The organism is Acinetobacter sp. WCHAc060025, assembly GCF_004209355.1.
GTDB classification, from domain to species: Bacteria; Pseudomonadota; Gammaproteobacteria; order Pseudomonadales; family Moraxellaceae; genus Acinetobacter; species Acinetobacter wuhouensis.
Window position 1 is genome coordinate 281,068 of sequence record NZ_SGSX01000001.1, and the last position, 17,861, is coordinate 298,928.

16 protein-coding genes and 1 pseudogene are annotated in these 17,861 nt (G+C 35.4%); 5 read left to right on the top strand and 12 right to left on the bottom strand.

The features are described from left to right. The first annotated feature begins 120 nt into the window (after positions 1-120). On the top strand, positions 121-1,641 hold the full coding sequence (locus EXE09_RS01340) for an MFS transporter (protein WP_228257129.1): 1,521 nt from the start codon (positions 121-123) through the stop codon (positions 1,639-1,641). A gap of 103 nt (positions 1,642-1,744) precedes the next feature. On the opposite strand, the gene adeS is transcribed toward EXE09_RS01340, so the two are convergent. The 8 genes from adeS to EXE09_RS01380 form a co-directional block, all read right to left on the bottom strand. Next, entirely contained in the window at positions 1,745-2,860 is a 1,116-nt protein-coding gene (gene adeS, locus EXE09_RS01345) for a two-component sensor histidine kinase AdeS (protein WP_107008550.1), read from the bottom strand. Next, a complete protein-coding gene (adeR, locus tag EXE09_RS01350; RefSeq protein WP_020752724.1) occupies positions 2,850-3,578 on the bottom strand; it encodes an efflux system response regulator transcription factor AdeR in 729 nt (242 codons plus the stop codon). Before adeR ends, adeS begins: the two co-directional genes overlap by 11 nt. A 123-nt stretch (positions 3,579-3,701) precedes the next feature. Then, a complete protein-coding gene (locus EXE09_RS01355; RefSeq protein ID WP_020752723.1) occupies positions 3,702-4,958 on the bottom strand; it encodes a hypothetical protein in 1,257 nt (418 codons plus the stop codon). 71 nt (positions 4,959-5,029) lie between these two features. Continuing rightward, the gene (locus tag EXE09_RS01360; protein WP_020752722.1) at positions 5,030-6,469 is read right to left on the bottom strand and encodes a hypothetical protein; all 1,440 of its coding nucleotides are present in this window, start codon (positions 6,467-6,469) and stop codon (positions 5,030-5,032) included. Then, complete coding sequence (locus EXE09_RS01365) at positions 6,456-7,562, bottom strand: TniQ family protein (RefSeq protein ID WP_020752721.1); 1,107 nt, start codon at positions 7,560-7,562, stop codon at positions 6,456-6,458. Before EXE09_RS01365 ends, EXE09_RS01360 begins: the two co-directional genes overlap by 14 nt. An 18-nt stretch (positions 7,563-7,580) precedes the next feature. Then, positions 7,581-8,501: a TniB family NTP-binding protein gene (locus EXE09_RS01370; protein ID WP_020752720.1), complete on the bottom strand. Its 921-nt coding sequence runs from the start codon at positions 8,499-8,501 to the stop codon at positions 7,581-7,583. A gap of 4 nt (positions 8,502-8,505) precedes the next feature. Next, positions 8,506-10,410, bottom strand: coding sequence for a Mu transposase C-terminal domain-containing protein (locus EXE09_RS01375; protein WP_120368140.1), 1,905 nt, complete (start codon positions 10,408-10,410; stop codon positions 8,506-8,508). After that, positions 10,411-11,121 (bottom strand): TnsA endonuclease N-terminal domain-containing protein, encoded by a 711-nt coding sequence (locus EXE09_RS01380; protein ID WP_038346575.1) that lies wholly within the window; start codon positions 11,119-11,121, stop codon positions 10,411-10,413. 158 nt (positions 11,122-11,279) lie between these two features. On the opposite strand from EXE09_RS01380, the pseudogene EXE09_RS01385 reads away from it, so the two are divergent. Beyond that, a pseudogene (locus EXE09_RS01385) lies at positions 11,280-11,933 on the top strand (ATP-binding protein); the annotation flags it as partial. Between the two features lie 18 nt (positions 11,934-11,951). Continuing rightward, complete coding sequence (locus tag EXE09_RS01390) at positions 11,952-12,464, top strand: GNAT family N-acetyltransferase (RefSeq protein ID WP_416332360.1); 513 nt, start codon at positions 11,952-11,954, stop codon at positions 12,462-12,464. 63 nt (positions 12,465-12,527) lie between these two features. On the opposite strand, the gene EXE09_RS01395 is transcribed toward EXE09_RS01390, so the two are convergent. Beyond that, positions 12,528-13,295 carry a TorF family putative porin gene (locus tag EXE09_RS01395; protein ID WP_130116078.1) on the bottom strand — a complete coding sequence of 256 codons (768 nt, stop codon included), beginning with the start codon at positions 13,293-13,295 and terminating at the stop codon, positions 12,528-12,530. Positions 13,296-13,771: 476 nt separating this feature from the next. Further along, the gene (locus EXE09_RS01405; RefSeq protein ID WP_068974992.1) at positions 13,772-14,542 is read right to left on the bottom strand and encodes a TorF family putative porin; all 771 of its coding nucleotides are present in this window, start codon (positions 14,540-14,542) and stop codon (positions 13,772-13,774) included. A gap of 307 nt (positions 14,543-14,849) precedes the next feature. On the opposite strand from EXE09_RS01405, the gene EXE09_RS01410 reads away from it, so the two are divergent. After that, on the top strand, positions 14,850-16,142 hold the full coding sequence (locus tag EXE09_RS01410) for an OprD family outer membrane porin (RefSeq protein ID WP_130116079.1): 1,293 nt from the start codon (positions 14,850-14,852) through the stop codon (positions 16,140-16,142). Between the two features lie 100 nt (positions 16,143-16,242). On the opposite strand, the gene ppa is transcribed toward EXE09_RS01410, so the two are convergent. After that, positions 16,243-16,779 (bottom strand): inorganic diphosphatase, encoded by a 537-nt coding sequence (ppa, locus tag EXE09_RS01415; RefSeq protein ID WP_068974991.1) that lies wholly within the window; start codon positions 16,777-16,779, stop codon positions 16,243-16,245. Positions 16,780-16,875: 96 nt separating this feature from the next. Then, positions 16,876-17,274, bottom strand: coding sequence for an MAPEG family protein (locus tag EXE09_RS01420; protein WP_068974990.1), 399 nt, complete (start codon positions 17,272-17,274; stop codon positions 16,876-16,878). Positions 17,275-17,378: 104 nt separating this feature from the next. On the opposite strand from EXE09_RS01420, the gene EXE09_RS01425 reads away from it, so the two are divergent. Continuing rightward, a complete protein-coding gene (locus tag EXE09_RS01425; protein ID WP_068975115.1) occupies positions 17,379-17,777 on the top strand; it encodes a hypothetical protein in 399 nt (132 codons plus the stop codon). Positions 17,778-17,861: the final 84 nt, after the last annotated feature.

The following is a 17,861-nucleotide window of genomic DNA, read 5'->3' on the forward strand; positions in this document are numbered from 1 at the left end:
GCATCAAAACTGAGAATAAAAGCTAAATATAAAAGCTGTGGGTTAACGAGTTTAGCCCACAACAAATCTTTCATTTACATCTTTATTTCAGAATTGATTTAATAAACCATCAATATAGGTTTGATCATTAAAGCTACGAATCTTGATCCGAAACGCTGGTGGATATTGCTCGCTGTCGTGCTTGCATTTCTGCCGATTGTGATTGATATGACTGTACTGCATGTTGCGGTTCCATCATTAACCCAATCATTGAGTGCCTCAAGCAACCAAGTCTTATGGATTATTGATATTTATCCATTACTTATGGCTGGACTTTTAGTTCCGATGGGAACTTTGGCTGATCGTGTCGGCAATCGTAAGATTCTGCTGATTGGCTTGGTTATATTTGGAATTGCCTCAGTCCTTGCGGCATTTTCCCAAACGGCTTCTATGCTGATTGCCGCACGTGCTTTATTAGCATTAGGCGGTGCCATGATTATGCCCTGTGTATTGGGTATTATTCGCAGAACCTTCGAAGACAGTCGCGAACGTGCCATTGCGCTGGGTATTTGGGGCACAATCGGATCAGCCGGTGCCGCCATTGGACCGCTCATTGGTGGTGGATTGTTAGAATATTTCTGGTGGGGTTCAGTTTTCCTCATTAATGTCCCAATCATGTTAGTTGTCGCCCCAATGTGCTATTTCTTATTATCCAAAAATGAAGCTGTAACCTCTGGACATTGGGCATTTGGTCAGGCGCTATTGCTAATTTTCGGTTTGGTTTCATTTGTATATGCGCTCAAAGCAGGCTTAGGCGGTAAACAGTCGTTGTTAATTGTCCTTCCTTTAGTCATTTTTTCTATTGGATTATTAACCATATTTGTACGCAAACAGCTGAATTCTCCTCAACCGATGCTAGATCTTTCACTATTTTCACGCCCTGCTATTTTAGCAGGCATTATTATGGCAATGGTTGCTGCAGGCGCTTTGGCAGGTGTGGAATTAACCTTAGCGATGGAGCTGCAATATGTCATTCGTTTAACACCACTACAAGCTGGTCTTTTTATGGTTCCGATTATGGTTGCTGCTGCTATTGGTGGGCCTATTGCTGGATTTTTATCTAATAAATTCGGACTGCGTCTAGTTGCAACATTTTCATTAATATTGGCAGCAATTGCGTTGATCAGTTTGAGTTATTCAGATTTTCATCATCCGGGAATTATTGTTCCCTTTATTTTAGCTTCAATTGGACTCACTCTAAGTATCGGTTTAACAGCTTCATCCATTGCGATCATGGGCTCAGTACCTGCAGAAAAGGGCGGTGCGGCAGGTTCACTTGAAAGTACAGGTTATGAACTGGGTACAGGACTAGGTATTACTTTATTTGGTGTTTTCATGGCCTATATATTTGGCAGTCATCTTCAAGTGCCGTCAGATTTAACTGCTGTTTTAGCAGAAAAAGCCAGACTATCGATTGGTGATACCTATTTAGTGGCGAGCCAGTTACCCGTTGAACAAGGTACAGCATTGATTAACGCAGGTAAAATTGCCTTCAGTTCAGCTCATGTTAATTTATTATTAACAGCAGGGATTATCATCGGCATACTCTCCATTGTGGTATTTTTTATGCTAGCGAAATATCGAGATGAGAATTCATTGTAATGAAATTTATTTGAGGATCATCAAACAGAATGGTTAAGTTCAGACATCAATTTATCTTAAATTTATGGTTTAAATGAAGCCGTATTGATCTGAACTTAACACATTATAAATGAGTTGATGTCTTACGATTTATACGATTTAGTTGAATAGTAAAACAGCTGCCACCTAAGTTTTTGGATTTAGAATAATAAATATGACCTTGGTGTGCTTCAATAATTGCATCAATCACTGCCAAGCCTAATCCAGTACCGCCATCTAGACGTGATCTAGAGTCTTCCAGACGATAGAATGGCTTGAACAGATGTGCAAGATGCGATTCATCAATACCAGGACCTTCATCTTCAAACATTAATAGCCAATGTTCTGCTGTGGCCATCGTTGTAATATTGATTTGTCCAGCATTCGAATATCTTAGAAAATTAGAAAATAATGCAATAAAGACTTGTTCCATCCTTCTTATATCAACGCAAACCAATTTATCCGTCAAATTTAAAATAATAGTTAAACCTTTAACCTGAAACCGTTCATTAAACATCTGCAGACATTTTTCAATACTATCTTTTAAATTGGTCTTTTCTAGTTCTAAACGTAATTGTTTATTTTCAATAAGTGTCAGTGTCCGTAAATCTTCCACAAGGTAAGATAAGCCTTCGACTTGGTTCAATAAGCTTAGGTGTAAAGCTTGATCGGCAATAAATATACCATCGACAATACCTTGCAAGCGACCTTGTAATATTGTCACAGGTGTTCGTAATTCATGTGCAATTGCAGCATTCCAAACAGTTGAATTCTTAACTGATACTTCAAGTTGGTTTGCCATTTCATTGAAGTTCTCAATAAGGGACTTGATTTCATGTGGAATATCATGATGTGGCTGTTTAATTCTGAGTGCTAAATTACCTTGTTGAATTTGTTGAATAACATCTGCTAAATCACTAATTGGCTGTGTATAGCGTTTTCCATATTTAAAGGCGAGGATAGTAGAAAGAAAAAAGCCTGTTAATAGCACTAAAAACAGCCAGATAAAGTCAACATAGGTAACTGAAAATTCATTTGAATTAATAACTTGCGTATTTAGAAAACCTATTTTTATCGCCCAGCTATAAACAAAATAGCCAATCATGAAAGATAACAGCGTAATGCCTAAATTGAGTAGGCTCATCATGATAATAAACTGGAAGTTAATTCCAACTGAATTTTTAAAAAAGTTAAATTTCATGATTTTGATCTAAGCGATACCCCACGCCACGGACATTGATTAATAAACCATTTACATAATTTTCTTCAAGTTTTTTGCGTAATTTGCTGATATGGCTATCTACAGTGCGATCTAAAGCATCACTTTCAGGCATACAGTTTTGGATCAATTCATTGCGTGTAAAGACTTTATTTGGTGTTTTTGCCATCAAAACCAGTATCTTATACTCAGTTAACGTAAGGTTGAGCAGCTGATTTCTTTGACCATTTGAAATGTAAACTTGATGATGATCTGGATTAATTTCAATATTTTTATAACGAATAATATTAGTTATTTCCGTATTTTGGCTTGTACTTCGTCTAAGTACGGCTTGTATTCGCGCAATCACTTCATTTGGGTTAAATGGTTTAATAATAAAATCATCAGCACCCATTTTTAGCCCCATGATCTTATTCACTTGATCATCTAAGGCAGTCAGCATAATGACAGGTAAATGACTTGTTTGACGGATGATTTGTAGAATTTCCCAGCCATTTAGTTTGGGTAATTTAATATCAAGGAGAATCAGGTCTATAGAGTTGGCTTTTAAGCACTCTAAAGCTTGTTGTCCATCCAATGCACGGATGACCTTCATGTTTTCATTTTTTATGTATTTTTCAAGAATGTCACCAATATCATAATCATCTTCTACAACGAGAATTACGCTATTTTCAAAGCTATGTTGTAAGTTCTGATACATACAAGTTATTCGGATAAAATCTTGGTAAGTAAATAGTTTAACAGTTTGAATTGTAAATTTCAGAATAACTGAATTCTACTTCTGCTTACCCAATACATTGAGAAAAATGTACCTGAGCTTCAATTACTCACTAGGTTTCTCATCTTTTTTCTTCTGAATCAAATCCCATATAGAGAAATCAGGCTTAGCTTTATCAGAATGTTCCGCAGGGTTAACTTTAAATGCTTCAAGATTGATTTCTAAAAGTTTTAATTTAAGCTCCTCTGAACCAGTAACTCCTAACTTTTCAAGCTCTTGAATTTCTGTTTTGTACCGTTCATAAGATTTAGCCAATGCTTCTTTATGAGAATATTCTTGCTCTAATTTAGAAAAACGATTTAAATTTATATTCGCAATTGTTGCAATCCAAATCAAAGGTGCGTTGATCAATAATTTGAATAAGAATGTATCCCACTTCATATTCAAAAAATCTGATTTATCAAACAAATAAAAATTAAATCCAAAAATTGCTAATACAACTAATACAAATACAATAATACTGATGAATTGTCCTTTTTTGGCTTCTTGTCCTTTTACAACAAAACCACCTGCAAGCCCTGCTTCACTTGATAATCCAATAACTGATTTTGCTCGCTCCTCAACATTTTTTAAATTTTCTAACCTTTTATCCAAATCTTCACTTAATGCAGTAATGTTTTTTTCTTCATTACCATAAATTTTGTCATAAAAATTTTGGACTCTCGATAACTGAAAATTTATCTGCTCATTTTTACTTTTATTATCAGGATCATCAGAAATAAATAAATCGTCATAGTATGCAACTAACTCATTAATTTTTCTTTCGTATTCTTTAACTTTCGTTTCACCATTATCATTTAGTTCATCAAACAATTTGTCATATTGATCTAAAATTTTATCAATTACATAATTTACTCGATCAACTTTAGAAGTATCCTCACCATTTCGATCAAATAATTGACTATAAGCTGTGTGAATTTTTTCGGACTCAACTTCCAAAATATCTAGATTATCTTCATTGGTTACTTCTAATATACGAGAATAAATAGAACTACCATTTTCATCATTAGCTAAAACAGATTGAATTTTTTCAATAGCAATTAGAGACTCATCTAATTTGGCTTTTAGTTGAGATAACTCATTCGTTTTATTAATTAAACTTTGTTGGTGAGCTTTAATCTTATCTAATTCACCTTGTAAAAGTGAACTAACAGTATGCCGATTATCTGTTAAATCTCTTAAGTCAGACCTCAAAGAATACATGGATGATAAATGATCATTTAAAGCCCTAAGTTGTGCTAATCCTTCACGTAGTTTTTTTTCATCACTTTCTTTCAGACCAAGCAAATCCTTTAAGCCCATTTTTTTCTCTTAATTAATGAATTATCAAAATATTAAACTAAATTATATATCGAAGTATTGAAACTTTAGACTTACTTTTTAAAAGATGGATCAATGTTCTTAGGCAACCAATAATTTTGGTTATTGTACAAAACATTATAGCCATCTTTTATTTCAACGATCATTTCCAACTTGATCTTCAATGAATCCTGATAACTCATCTCATGGAATAGTTGTAAGCCATTTTTCACCCATACCATGACATTGAAATCAGTATTTGGGCTGAGCATCGAGATCAATTCTTTTTCCAATTTCCGCTTACTTGCTTCTTTTATGAAGTTAGAATGCTTTAAGGAAATATAATCAATATCCGTATCATATTGATCGTTTAAGAAATTAATAAACCCTGTTAATGCAGCAGCCTGACCTGAATACTCATTTAAATAAGCTTTTACTTTTGCCAAATCTGGCAGTAATTGCTTATCCTGAATAGATAACATCAATGCAACAGCAGGCTTCATTGCAAGCCTTACAGATCGAGCAGATGTTTTTCCTTGATGCATTTTTTCATCGAGCTTTTGCTTATAAGCAAATACAACATCAAAAGCCAATGAGGGCTGCGGTAACTGATCAATCAACTTATTGGCTTGATCTATCTCAGAACATTCATTTTTATTTATAGTTGAGATTTTTACCCCATGCATTTGATCGAGCCACTGTGTTACTAATTCAAACTTTCTAAGTCCACTCGTCCGTAAAGTCAACAATAATTGGTCTGCATCAGGAATATTACTCTCCCATAACATTTCTGTTTTAATAAAAAAATGAGTATGTTTATTCAAATACAAAGCTGCTTGATGTGCTCCAACTAAATCGACCAACCAAAGCACGTAGTTTTCATATTGTTTTTTTAAAAAAGATGACTCGAACAAATAAATATTTTGATGGAACTTTGACCATAGATTTTTAATCCAGTAGCAATCATCACATAGATCACCGCATCCTGCTGAGATCATCGTTTTACATTCAATACAAGGTTTATTCGGTTGAGTTATACATTTTTTACAAACTTTATTTCCTTTTTCATCTAACTCTAACAAGCGATATTTATGACATGAAGGACATGTTTCATAATCCCTTGTTGAACATTTCGGACAAACTCTGAGGTCATCATTAAAGCGTGATATTTTCGTTAATTTTTGCGATTGAACATTGCATCGCTCACATCGTTCAACCTCTCTAAAATAAACAGAACAACTATTACAAACGACCCCATACTCTGTAAGCGTTCCTATCGGTCTGTTAACTTGATTGCATCTTATACAAGGTTGTTTTTTAATACATTCATTACAGATCGCTTGATCATCATTTTTAGGTAATCGAGCAGATAACCCACATTTTGGGCAAAGACATTTTTTAAAAATTCGAGCATAACAAGTTGAGCAATATTTTTTCCCTTTATATCTTTTTTTTAGTTGGGTAACTGATTTTTCACACCCATTACATAACTGCTCAATATTAATCTCCGCCAAGCTTATGACTCCGTTTCTTTCTTGATTTTCTTAACAAATTAAGCCACTTACGTTGCACGGTTTTTTTTGCTTTTGGTTTTCCATTATGAGAACTCACACGTTGTAAAGCATATACTCTTATAGGCTTGATCATTGCTGATTTCATTTGTTGAAGTTGAATCGGTAGTTTTTTACGCTTATCCCAAAAATTTGCACTACTAATCCCGTACTCATAAGAGCGGTCAATAATCAACTCACATGGGATTTTCATAATTTCATTCAAGATGGAAAGCAAAATTATACGTTCGTTTGTATTTAAATATTCGAAAGCAATTGGTGTGAAAGGAGTTATGGTATTTAAATTTATACCAAAGCTCTTAAACATTTCAATAAGTTGAATATTATCTGTATCTACAAGTAATCTGATTTCACTTATCCATGCACGAGCAATCGCAAACCATTCGGTAGCTGAAATATTTTGATTATTATATAAACCTGAGCCTTGTTTTAAAACGTTATCTGCATTTTTTTGAAAATCTAAAATTTGAATATTGCTAGGTTGTGGCTGATATAAAGTCAAATTAAAATGGCATGAGAAACATACTGCTAATGATCCATGCTCTAAATCTATTTTAAATGGCTGAATGACTACACCGCAATTCGGACAATGATCAATTAAATTTATTTGATGTTTTTCACAACAACAATGCCACCCCATTCGCCACATTAACCGTAAATAAGCTGATCTACCATCACTTTCAAAACATTGAGTACACACCTGCCGACCTGAAAAATTTGATCTACTACGCTGACCTAAACTTAAAACCCATCCACTATTTGAACTCTTAACTAGATAGGGAGCCACATTAGTTAGCATTGTTTTCAAAATTTTTTGTTTATCATCAAAAGAATGTACAAATAATAATTCAAGCCGATCTTCCGTCATACCTCGATCAAGATCAATCGTTAATGCTCTCCATCTACCCCACAATGCTTCTATAAGTGTTAAAGGGGAACATCCCATGTCTAAGGCTGAACGAATGAGCCATGATGATAATACTTCACCTTGTTCAATGGGGGTATGTATAAACCAATTTTGAGCATAATTAGGCATATTACACCCTCAATAATACTAAATAGAATTAAGCTGAATAGTGCGAATATTACGAGCACCCTCTGTTGGTTTAAGCCACTTGAATTTTTTAACAATTTCGAGGGTAATTTCTTCTTTACCAGTCAATATTGCTTCTTTTGCACATTCCACCAATAAACGATTTAAATCACCAAAATTACCACCTGAAATTTCATAGAGTAAGGTCGCAATTTCTTGTGATGCCAAGTTTGATAATTTTTTTAGGGGAAGTAAGCGAACATAACTTAAAAGAAGTCTTAAAAAATCCGCATCCAATTTCCATAAAGGCAAATCTATAATTTCAAAGCGACTGGCATACTGAGTATCCGTATGAAGAATAAGAGATGCATCACGAGTACCAACACCAATGATATTCATACTAAGTTCATTGCTTAGCGTTTTAAGTGTATTCATCACTTCTTGCCGTTGCCTAGCACTCCCACTTAAACAATTATGCAACTCATCAATAATTAACATTTTGGTTTCATATTTACGCAGTAGATGGGTTGCTTGATACCTTAATTTGCTTTCAGGATCAGTGACACGAAAAGGGACAAAAAAATGATCTAAGATATTAATATATAAATCTTTTACATTTGCCCTAGCAGGGGCTTGAATAGGAATGACTGGTTTAGTCAATGACATAAGCTGCATGTCCATATCATCAACTCTCTTAGTATAGTATTCTTTTGCAAACTCATGAATAATCTTAGTTTTTCCCATATTTGAATCACCAACAATTAAAAGACATTCTGGTCTTAATTTTCTAGGTCGTTTCAAAATATCAGTCAGTGTATTCAAAACTGCAATTGCTTTCTGATAACCAATCCACCGATCCTCATAAAGAATATTAATTCTTTCAGCATCACTAAGAATCATAGTGTCAAGGACATGCTCAGCAAGGTAATCATATTGTTTCATGGTCTTACCTCAAATCGTCAAAAGCAGTTAAATTTTGATCCCATAAACTATTTTGTGACTTTGGAGCATCTACATTTGTATAGATAACTGAATTATTTTTATTTTCATGGTGTAGTGCAGCAACTATCTTACCATTCTCTTTTTTTCTTTGATTCATTCGGCGTTGCTTTTTAGTTAAAGTCACGGCTTGATCTACTTTTTCACGGAGATAAATAATTGCTCTGTAAATAGCATCTTGATCAACTGTATCTAATCGCTCACTCTTAAGATATGCTTGGACTTGTCTATATTCATGCAATCCGATTGATGGAATTTCACGTTTGGCTGTAGGTACTTTAAAATATGTATTTGTATTCGGTTCATAAAACCAAATCATTGAAATATCACGAGGATCTCTTTTAAAAATAAACTTTCTTTTACGCTTTTTCTCATCGTCAGTTGGATCAATCGCATTGATCCAAGGTCTTAAACAATCAGCAAAATAAAAAAGTTTATCTTTTTTTACGCCCGTTCTTTGAATGGTTGATTCAAATTCAGGGGCGAAATCCAAAAATAGTGTTGCTTCATCCGCAACCCTTTCTTTTAAACCAGTACCAACTTTAAATTTTGTTCCCCAAATACCCTCTTCCCACATTTGTTGTGGCGGAATTTCAAGTATTGAATGCTTGCTTTTATGATAAACATTTACAATCCAATAGACGATGTAATGTTCTAATTCACGAAGTGTTAAACAAGCATTCTTAGCGGAATCATAAGTTCCTTTTTCAAAAATATTAGATTTAGTCGTTCCATCTAAAACATGCATTTCAAGATTTACGATTCCAAGTAAACGCTCAATATGCCCACCATATTTTGCACCACCAATAGGTCGATACTCCCAATTAATATCGTACTTTAGACATGCTTTATGCAGATGGTTTGTTCTAAAATCAGAACCATTATCAGAATGGACTGAATCCATAATACCTTCGATATCCCACTCACCATCCACATCTAACTCAAGCAGTTTTCTTTTCTTTGAAATAATGGCTGATGAAATACACATTGCTACCGATGTTGCACTTGGAGCTTCTAAAGAAAGGTAATAACCAACAATCATTCTACTAAAAACATCAATTGCTAATGTCAAATATGCCTTGCCTATTGTTTCACGGTATTGTTCATCAACGATTTCTATATCTAAAGGAGTGTGATCAATCTGCACATACGCCAAAGGATAGTCTGCATTCGGAAAAGTCCCTGCTGATGCTTCATACTTATCTTTAGCAGCCTTTTTTCCGTATCTTGCCTTAGTCACTTCATAGCCATTAAGGGCTTCAATTCTATAGCGAATCGTATTGTCATGAGGTGGTTCAATTTTTCTTTTGAAGCACTCAAGCTTCACTTCCAAAATTGTTTTGGCAACACTTGGCTTTAAACTTGTTAAATACTTAGTATGGATCGCTTGTTGAATAATATGATTTAATTCAGGCGACAACCTTGTTTTTTCTGTTGTCCAACCACGTTTTTTTGGGACTAAAGCTAAGATAGACTTGTTTTCTCGGTAAGCTTTAAGCCATTTCCAAATAGTATTTACATGAAGATTATGTTCACTTGCAGTCTTCTTAACCGCCTCAACTGTGGAATAGTCAATGAGTTCCCTAATAATTTCATAATGATCTAAAGCGATTTGCCATGACTCAGCAGAAATATCCTCACCTTGGTTAAGCTTAGAATTATCTTCACTTAAAACAGATAATTCCCTTATGCTCACTTGTAAACTTCGAGCAGATTCCAAATTTGCAATCACGACATCTTTTGCATTTAAAATATTGATAATTTTATATTTATCACCTTTATAACCAACAATTGCATTTGGTTTAATAACTAGGCGTTTTCTATCAATCTTTACTGAATCATCCTGTATCATTTAAATAACTCCTTGTGCTTTAGAGCCATCATTTACCCAAATAACAGTTTCAGTAGTAAAAGGGTTATATAGATCGCAAGCAAGTATATTTTTTGAAATTAAAACCCATATTTGGCGAATAGCCTTTAATACATTTTTTTCATCTTTAAAAATATAAGCAGGCAATTGATTAACTGTTGAAAAGCCTAGTTTTAATAAAGTTTCAATTAATACTCTCTGATCTACCTCATCAACATGAGAACGTCTGAATCTTTTTAAAAAATTGATATTTTCCCAATATTGATCATACAAACGAGACTCATCAATAATTTTGAATTTCCATGCCTTTTCAGAAGCTAAAGCATAAGCTGCCCTAAATTTTGGTCTAAGGGTATTCCAATCTTCCTTTAATTTTTTTCTAGGCTTAATTTCAATCAATAATGGTGCAGGAAAGAAATCAATATCATTATAAATTGCACTTGAAAATTGCACCAAATAATCAGGGGTATATACCGATTCATTTCCTAATTCAGTTATATAAGGAATAGAAATAGGCTGTTCAACCACATCAATAACATTACTGTTATATTCTTGCTTAAAAAGAAAATCACGCTCCAAAGTGGATTCAAACCAAATCGTTTTTTCTCCCCTAAAAGAGTAATTCCCCGAAATACTTCCGTAAACGGTTTGGGCTTTTCTAACGGGACTATATTCATCACTTATTCTTTTCATATCAGACCTCAAGAGTAATCTACTAGCCCCTATTATTGTAGTTTTGTAATCTACTAGCCCTTATTATTGTAAAAACTAGCTTTTATTTCTGTACAAAACGACATGCAACTAGCTGAATTTATATAATGCCACTAGCTTCTATTATTGTAAATGACAGTGGCTCAAATCCTAAACCTGGTGAAATTACTTTAGCGCATTTAGGCGTTTTATTTTTGGACGAATTGCCTGAGTTTGACAAAAAAGTTTTAGAGGTTTTAAGACAACCTTTAGAATCCAAAGAAATTGTGATTTCTAGAGCCTCACGTCAGATTACCTTTCCTGCCAATTTTCAATTGATTGCTGCGATGAACCCCTGCCCTTGTGGTTATGCCTTTAATCAAGATAGCCGTTGCCAATGTTCTGCCGAAGTAATAAAACGTTATCAAGGGCGAATTTCAGGACCGTTGCTTGATCGGATTGATTTACACATTGATGTACCACCACTAAAAGCACAGGAATTACAAGATCATACCCCTGTTGAAAACTCTGCCACCGTTCGAGAACGGGTGATTCAAGCTTTTGACTTTCAAATTCAACGCCAAGGCAGTTTAAATCACAGCTTATCGCCCAAAGATTTAGAAAAATTTGTAGTGCTGGATGAAGCCTCTAGAAAAATGATTGAAATGGCACAACAACGACTTAATCTGTCTGCACGTGCTTATCATCGTGTATTAAGAGTTGCCAGAACCATTGCAGATTTAGCACAAAGTGATGACATACAAAGCGCGCATTTAACAGAAGCTTTGTCCTACAGAAACCCGCTACAGTCTTAACCGAGAAGCTCTATTAAAATGTTGCAAGATTTAATATTACGTAATGAAACTGTTGAAGATATTGAACCTATTTTCAAACTCACTCAGTCTGCATTTGAACATGCAGAACACAGTAGTCACACTGAACAATTTATTGTCAATGCATTAAGAAATGCACGGAAATTGACGATTTCACTGGTGGCGGAACTCAACCATGAAATCATCGGGCATGTCGCAATTTCCCCTGTTGAAATATCTTCTGGTGCGCAAGGTTGGTATGGTTTAGGTCCAATTTCGGTTGCACCAGAATATCAGCAACGCGGTGTGGGTACAGCGTTAATGAAACAAGTAATACTGCAACTTCAACAACTTGATGCTGCGGGCTGTGTACTATTGGGTGATCCTCATTATTATGCAAAATTCGGTTTTAAACCGCATGAAAACTTAACACTGGCGAATGTTCCTGCTGAATATTTTCAAGTTTTAGCATTTAAGCAACCTGTTCCACAGGGCGAAGTGAAATATCATGCCGCTTTTGAGGCAACCGAATAATTCTTTTCTAAGTTTTAAACATAAAAAAGGTGACTATCGTCACCTTCTTCATTTTTATCAGTCTTAGAAAGCTTTGGTTAAGGTAAATACAGCGCCAGTTTCTACAGCACGTTTTTGAGCATGACTTAAACCATCTGTCTCTGTATTTGTTCCTATTGCTGCCAATTCTGCTGTCACAGTTGGAATTGATTTCAGTGTATAAATCACACCAACTTTCCAATCCACATAATTGTCATCCCCATTGAAGCTATATTTATCTTCATCTACAGTGGTATAACCGACATTGGCAACGCCACCAAAACCTGTCGCCCCAAAAGGCACTGAATAACCAACATTTATATTCCAACTATCAGCCTTAACACCTGCATAATCATTGGTATAGTTGATATTGGTGAGAATACTATCACCCTCAGTAAGCGCATTTTTAAAGGTTAATTTTCCGTATAATTCTGCCCAATTTAGATCACTTGCACTCGGATAGTTATAATACCAAACACCTACATCTAAGACGGGTTTGCTTGCAAAACCATCTAAAGTGGTTGAATAACCAATGAAAGGATCAATCTCTAAGTGTGGATCTGGAGTCCCAAAATTAACATTTGAACCCCACAAACCACCATATACACCCGAACTATGCGACAACGTAAAACCTGCTTGTACAGCTGGATCATTTTGAGTTTGTGTAATCCCACGGAAACGGTAGTCACTGGTGACGGCTGCACTGCCTGAAAAACTTACACCTAATTTTGAAAGTGCAGTATCTTCCGCCATCGCCATTGTTGCTGTAGACGATAAAACTGCCAATGCCAGTGCTTTAGTTGAGAATTTCATCTTGAGTGCTCCCCCATCATACGATGTTTATTTGTTATGCTAAAAATTGATGAACTCCCTATGCATTTAGCAATTGCCATGCCAAATATGAGAAAACACCTCTTAGTTAACTGATATGAAAGACTTAATTTACTGATATTTAATGTTTTAAATTTTGATTTTCGATTTTCATTGTTTAACTGTTGAATAGCATCAATCTCTTTCAACACGAGGCTAAGTTGATTCATGGTGTCCTACTTTGGGTCTACTTTTCACTCAAAATAGTATGGAAAACCAATGCATAAATTTGCTATCACAAGAATGTATAACTGCGTAAAAAGATCATTAACTTTATAAAAGCGTGGTTTGGATAATAATTAGAAACAATATGTGCTGTTTTTGCTCATAAAAATAAAGCATCTTAAAAAATGCTTAAAAAAAGTGCATATCGTTTAAATATGCACTTTATAAAAATTTGCTTAGAAAGCTCAGTTTAATTAAAAGCTATAATTTAAGCCCAATACAGCATTGTCATCAAAATCCTGACCTAAACGATCTTCGCCACCGATCACATAATCAAATGATGCTGTCACACCTGTATCCGCAATCGCTTTACTCACACCAATACGCGCTTCGTTAAAGGCAAAGTCCTGAGTGGTTTGAATCAGACTATCATCACGACTACTGTTATAAGCAGAACCACCAATAGATGCATTCAAGATAAAATCTTGAGGCAATGCATGACTATAACTTGCGCTTAAATATACATCCCCAGCATTACCAAAAGAAGCATCTGCCAATAACACCGAGGCATCAAGACTCACATCTTTATATGCAAGTTCTGCCAATACATCAAATGCTGTGGTACGACGATGCTCATTGCCCTCACCGTAAATAGAGCCACCATTTTGATACACATAAGCTGTTGTTTGAACTTTATAGCTCCAGTCTGAATTGATTTGTTGAGCATAAGCTAGATAGAAATCATGTTCAAAACCATGATCACGACGCTCATCTGTCGCATCATAATCCAAAGTCGATCCCCAATAACCTACACTCACACCACTTTTATGTGCATAGTCCAATCCACCCTGTACGGCAATATCATCATTCTCGACACCACCACGGTAGACATATTTTGAAACGAGCCCAATATTTCCTGATACAAGACCATTTGCAACGGAAATGTTTGATTCTTCAGCACATACCGCAGCTGAAGCTATACATAAAGGCACAGCCCAAAACAGTGGAGAAATAATTGAGTTCATGATATCGAAATAGCAGGAGAATAAGAAAGCGCAATTTTACCGATTTTTTGAATGTTGGGTAAAAAATAAATCATTTAATTCACAATTTCTGAGATATATTTGATATTGCTCATTTTTATATAACCCAGTGGCTTATTAAGCATTTTTTCTGATAAACAAACAATTAAATATTCAAGAATATTTATGACAAAACTGAAATATTTTTAACCAAAATGATGCCCTTTTTATCGAATAAATATACAATTCATACACAAATTGCGCTGAATTTATCAGGCAATGCCAAAATCTCTCGCTTACGAGGCAAAAAATGCTTAAAGCAACAAAATTAACATTAGCAGTACTTATCAATGCTGCAATTATTTCACCTACATTTGCTAGCGAACAAAGTGAAGCAAAAGGTTTTGTAGAAGATGCTGAGGGATCAGTTTTATTCCGTAACGGTTACGTCAATCGCGATAAAAAACATGGAAATACCAATGACACCAGTTCATGGGCACAATCTGCAATTGTGAACATAGACTCTGGTTTCACCCAAGGTGTTGTTGGTTTTGGTGCAGGTGTTGTGGGTGATGGTTCTTTCAAAATTGGAAAGAATAAACATGCCGGTAACCAAATGATCCCTATTGATGATCAAGGCGATGCTTATGATCACTGGGCACGTGGTGGTGCAAACGTCAAAGCACGTTTTTCAAATACCACTGTACGTTATGGTACCCAAGTTCTAGATCTTCCTGTACTTGCAAGTAATACAGGTCGTATGGTTCCTGAATATTTCGAAGGGACTTTAGTTACTAGCAATGAAATAAAAAATTTATCATTAGTCGCTGGTAAATTTACCAAAGACCAAATGTCGGATCAAATTTCTACAGATGCAGATGCAAATGGCAATGGGCTTGATCGTGCAATCGTTTGGGGGGCTAAATACAAATTTGATGACCAACTTAGCGCATCATATTATGGTTTAGATTCTAAAAATGCGTTAGAACGTCATTATATCAACGCCAACTATAAACTCCCGCTTGCAAACAAAAGTTCTTTAACTTTTGATTTCAGTGGTTATCACACTGAATGGGATAAAGATGCTGCAACTTACTCATCTTCTATCGGAAATTCAGATGTCGAAGGTCGTAAAAATAACATCTGGGCACTATCAGGAACTTATAACCAAGGCCCTCATTCTGTGATGTTGGCTTATCAACAAAACACTGGTAATACAGGTTATGACTACGGTCAAAATGCTGATGGTTTCCAAAGTATTTACCTTCCAAACTCTTATATGTCTGATTTTATTGGAAACCGTGAAAAATCGGCTCAACTCCAATACAATCTTGATGCAAGTGCCTATGGCGTACCAGGCCTGAATTGGACAAGTGCTTATGTCTATGGTTGGAATATCCATACAGGCGCTGAAACCAATGCAAAAGAACGTGAATTCTTTAACCAAGTGAAATACACCATGCAAAGTGGTTTTGCCAAAGATGCGAGTTTACGCGTTCGTTATTCACACTACCGTGCTAGCGATGCATACCAATCGAATGCCTACATTGGTGACACTAACGAATGGCGTTTATTCCTTGATATTCCTGTGAAATTCTTCTAATTCACAACTGAATATTTAGCATAAAAAAACCTGCATCAACTGATGCAGGTTTTTTTATTGAGTTAAGGTTCAAAACCCTCACTCAAATTCTGATATGGAATTATTTATTTGCCGCTTTATAAGCTTCGATTGAGTCAAGAACTTCTTGTTTTGCAACTTCAGAACCTTCCCAACCGCTGAGTTTAACCCATTTGCCAGCTTCAAGATCTTTATAGTGAGCAAAGAAGTGTTCAACTTGTTTGATCAATAATTCTGGAAGATCTGTATATTCTTGAACATCTTTATAAATTGGTGTTAATTTATCATGTGGAACTGCGATCAATTTCGCATCAACACCACCATCATCTTCCATGTTCAATTTACCCACTGGGCGGCAACGAATCACTGAACCTGGCTCAACTGGATGTGGCGTTACAACCAATACATCTAACGGATCGCCATCTAAAGATAATGTATTTGGAACATAGCCATAGTTTGCAGGGTAGAACATTGCTGTACCCATAAAACGGTCTACAAATAATGCATCAGAATCTTTATCAATTTCATACTTAATCGGTGCTGCATTTGCAGGAATTTCGATAATTACATAGATGTCATTTGGGGCATCTTTACCAGCAGGGATATTGCTATAGCTCATAGGATACTCTTTCAAGTGAGGTCTTATTTAAAATCGTGCCGATTATAACGCTAAATGCAGTCAACTGATAATGAATTGCGTTAATCTGTAGCAGACTTACATCATCCGAACAATCATTAACAATAAAATAATCGGGCATGCCATCGACAAAGTCCAAATAATCGAACGTAATGTCGCCAAATTGGCAAGATAACAAATCCCGTAAATAATCCGTAAAATAATATATGCCATCCCCAACATCATGATGAGATATTGTGAGACCACCATATATTCTGCCATGAGAATTGCGGCGATAAATAAAGGCAGACTTTCAAAACTGTTCTGTTGTACTGCATTGGCACGTGCTGCCAAGCCTGTGGTTTTGGCTAAAAACTCACGCGGATTTTGATTATCTGCAATTTTAAAGCCACCAGATAGTTTGGCAATCGCCATAAAAACATAAGGAAGTAAGCAAGCAATTAAAATTAAATATATGATGCCATCTATCCCAGACATGATTTTTTTCTCATGAAGTATCAATGCGGTTATCATAGCATGGCATGAACAAAATAATTTTTTGTTCCAGACAGAGATTTGCAAAATTGTGTAGTGAGGACAATATCGTGCAACAAGATCAAAAAGAGTTGTTTGAGGTTTTAGAAAAACAACGTCAACAACAGGCTGAGATTGACCGTATATTGAAGATTGTATTGCCGATTTTGGCTTTTCTACTGTGTGTGATTTGTGCCAATTACAACTGGCAATCGACCGTAGGCACGCTCATCGTTTTAGTTGTGGCTTTTCTTGCTGTTGGCATTAAACGTATGAATTTATATTTATGGCTAGCGATCATTGCGATTTATTGTCTAGTTGATATTTATTTGAGTTATGGAACCATTCAGCCGTCTGCACTTGGACGTCAAATGGGTACCATGCTGACCTTTACAGGTATTGTTGGTATCAGTCGCCCATATATTGATGGTTGGTTTATCCGCTCTAAGAACAATCAAATTCTTTAATCATCATACTAAATTTAAATTTAATGTTCATTGCGTATTGATCATTAATACATTTGAACCACACAAAATAAAGCACCCATTGTG

Coding starts and splice junctions, on each gene's coding strand:
- adeS (WP_107008550.1), bottom strand. CDS start 2,860: ATGAAATTTAACTTTTTTAAAAATTCAGTTGGAATTAACTTCCAGTTT.
- adeR (WP_020752724.1), bottom strand. CDS start 3,578: ATGTATCAGAACTTACAACATAGCTTTGAAAATAGCGTAATTCTCGTT.
- EXE09_RS01355 (WP_020752723.1), bottom strand. CDS start 4,958: ATGGGCTTAAAGGATTTGCTTGGTCTGAAAGAAAGTGATGAAAAAAAA.
- EXE09_RS01365 (WP_020752721.1), bottom strand. CDS start 7,562: ATGCCTAATTATGCTCAAAATTGGTTTATACATACCCCCATTGAACAA.
- EXE09_RS01370 (WP_020752720.1), bottom strand. CDS start 8,501: ATGAAACAATATGATTACCTTGCTGAGCATGTCCTTGACACTATGATT.
- EXE09_RS01375 (WP_120368140.1), bottom strand. CDS start 10,410: ATGATACAGGATGATTCAGTAAAGATTGATAGAAAACGCCTAGTTATT.
- EXE09_RS01380 (WP_038346575.1), bottom strand. CDS start 11,121: ATGAAAAGAATAAGTGATGAATATAGTCCCGTTAGAAAAGCCCAAACC.
- EXE09_RS01390 (WP_416332360.1), top strand. CDS start 11,952: ATGTTGCAAGATTTAATATTACGTAATGAAACTGTTGAAGATATTGAA.
- EXE09_RS01395 (WP_130116078.1), bottom strand. CDS start 13,295: ATGAAATTCTCAACTAAAGCACTGGCATTGGCAGTTTTATCGTCTACA.
- EXE09_RS01405 (WP_068974992.1), bottom strand. CDS start 14,542: ATGAACTCAATTATTTCTCCACTGTTTTGGGCTGTGCCTTTATGTATA.
- EXE09_RS01410 (WP_130116079.1), top strand. CDS start 14,850: ATGCTTAAAGCAACAAAATTAACATTAGCAGTACTTATCAATGCTGCA.
- ppa (WP_068974991.1), bottom strand. CDS start 16,779: ATGAGCTATAGCAATATCCCTGCTGGTAAAGATGCCCCAAATGACATC.
- EXE09_RS01420 (WP_068974990.1), bottom strand. CDS start 17,274: ATGTCTGGGATAGATGGCATCATATATTTAATTTTAATTGCTTGCTTA.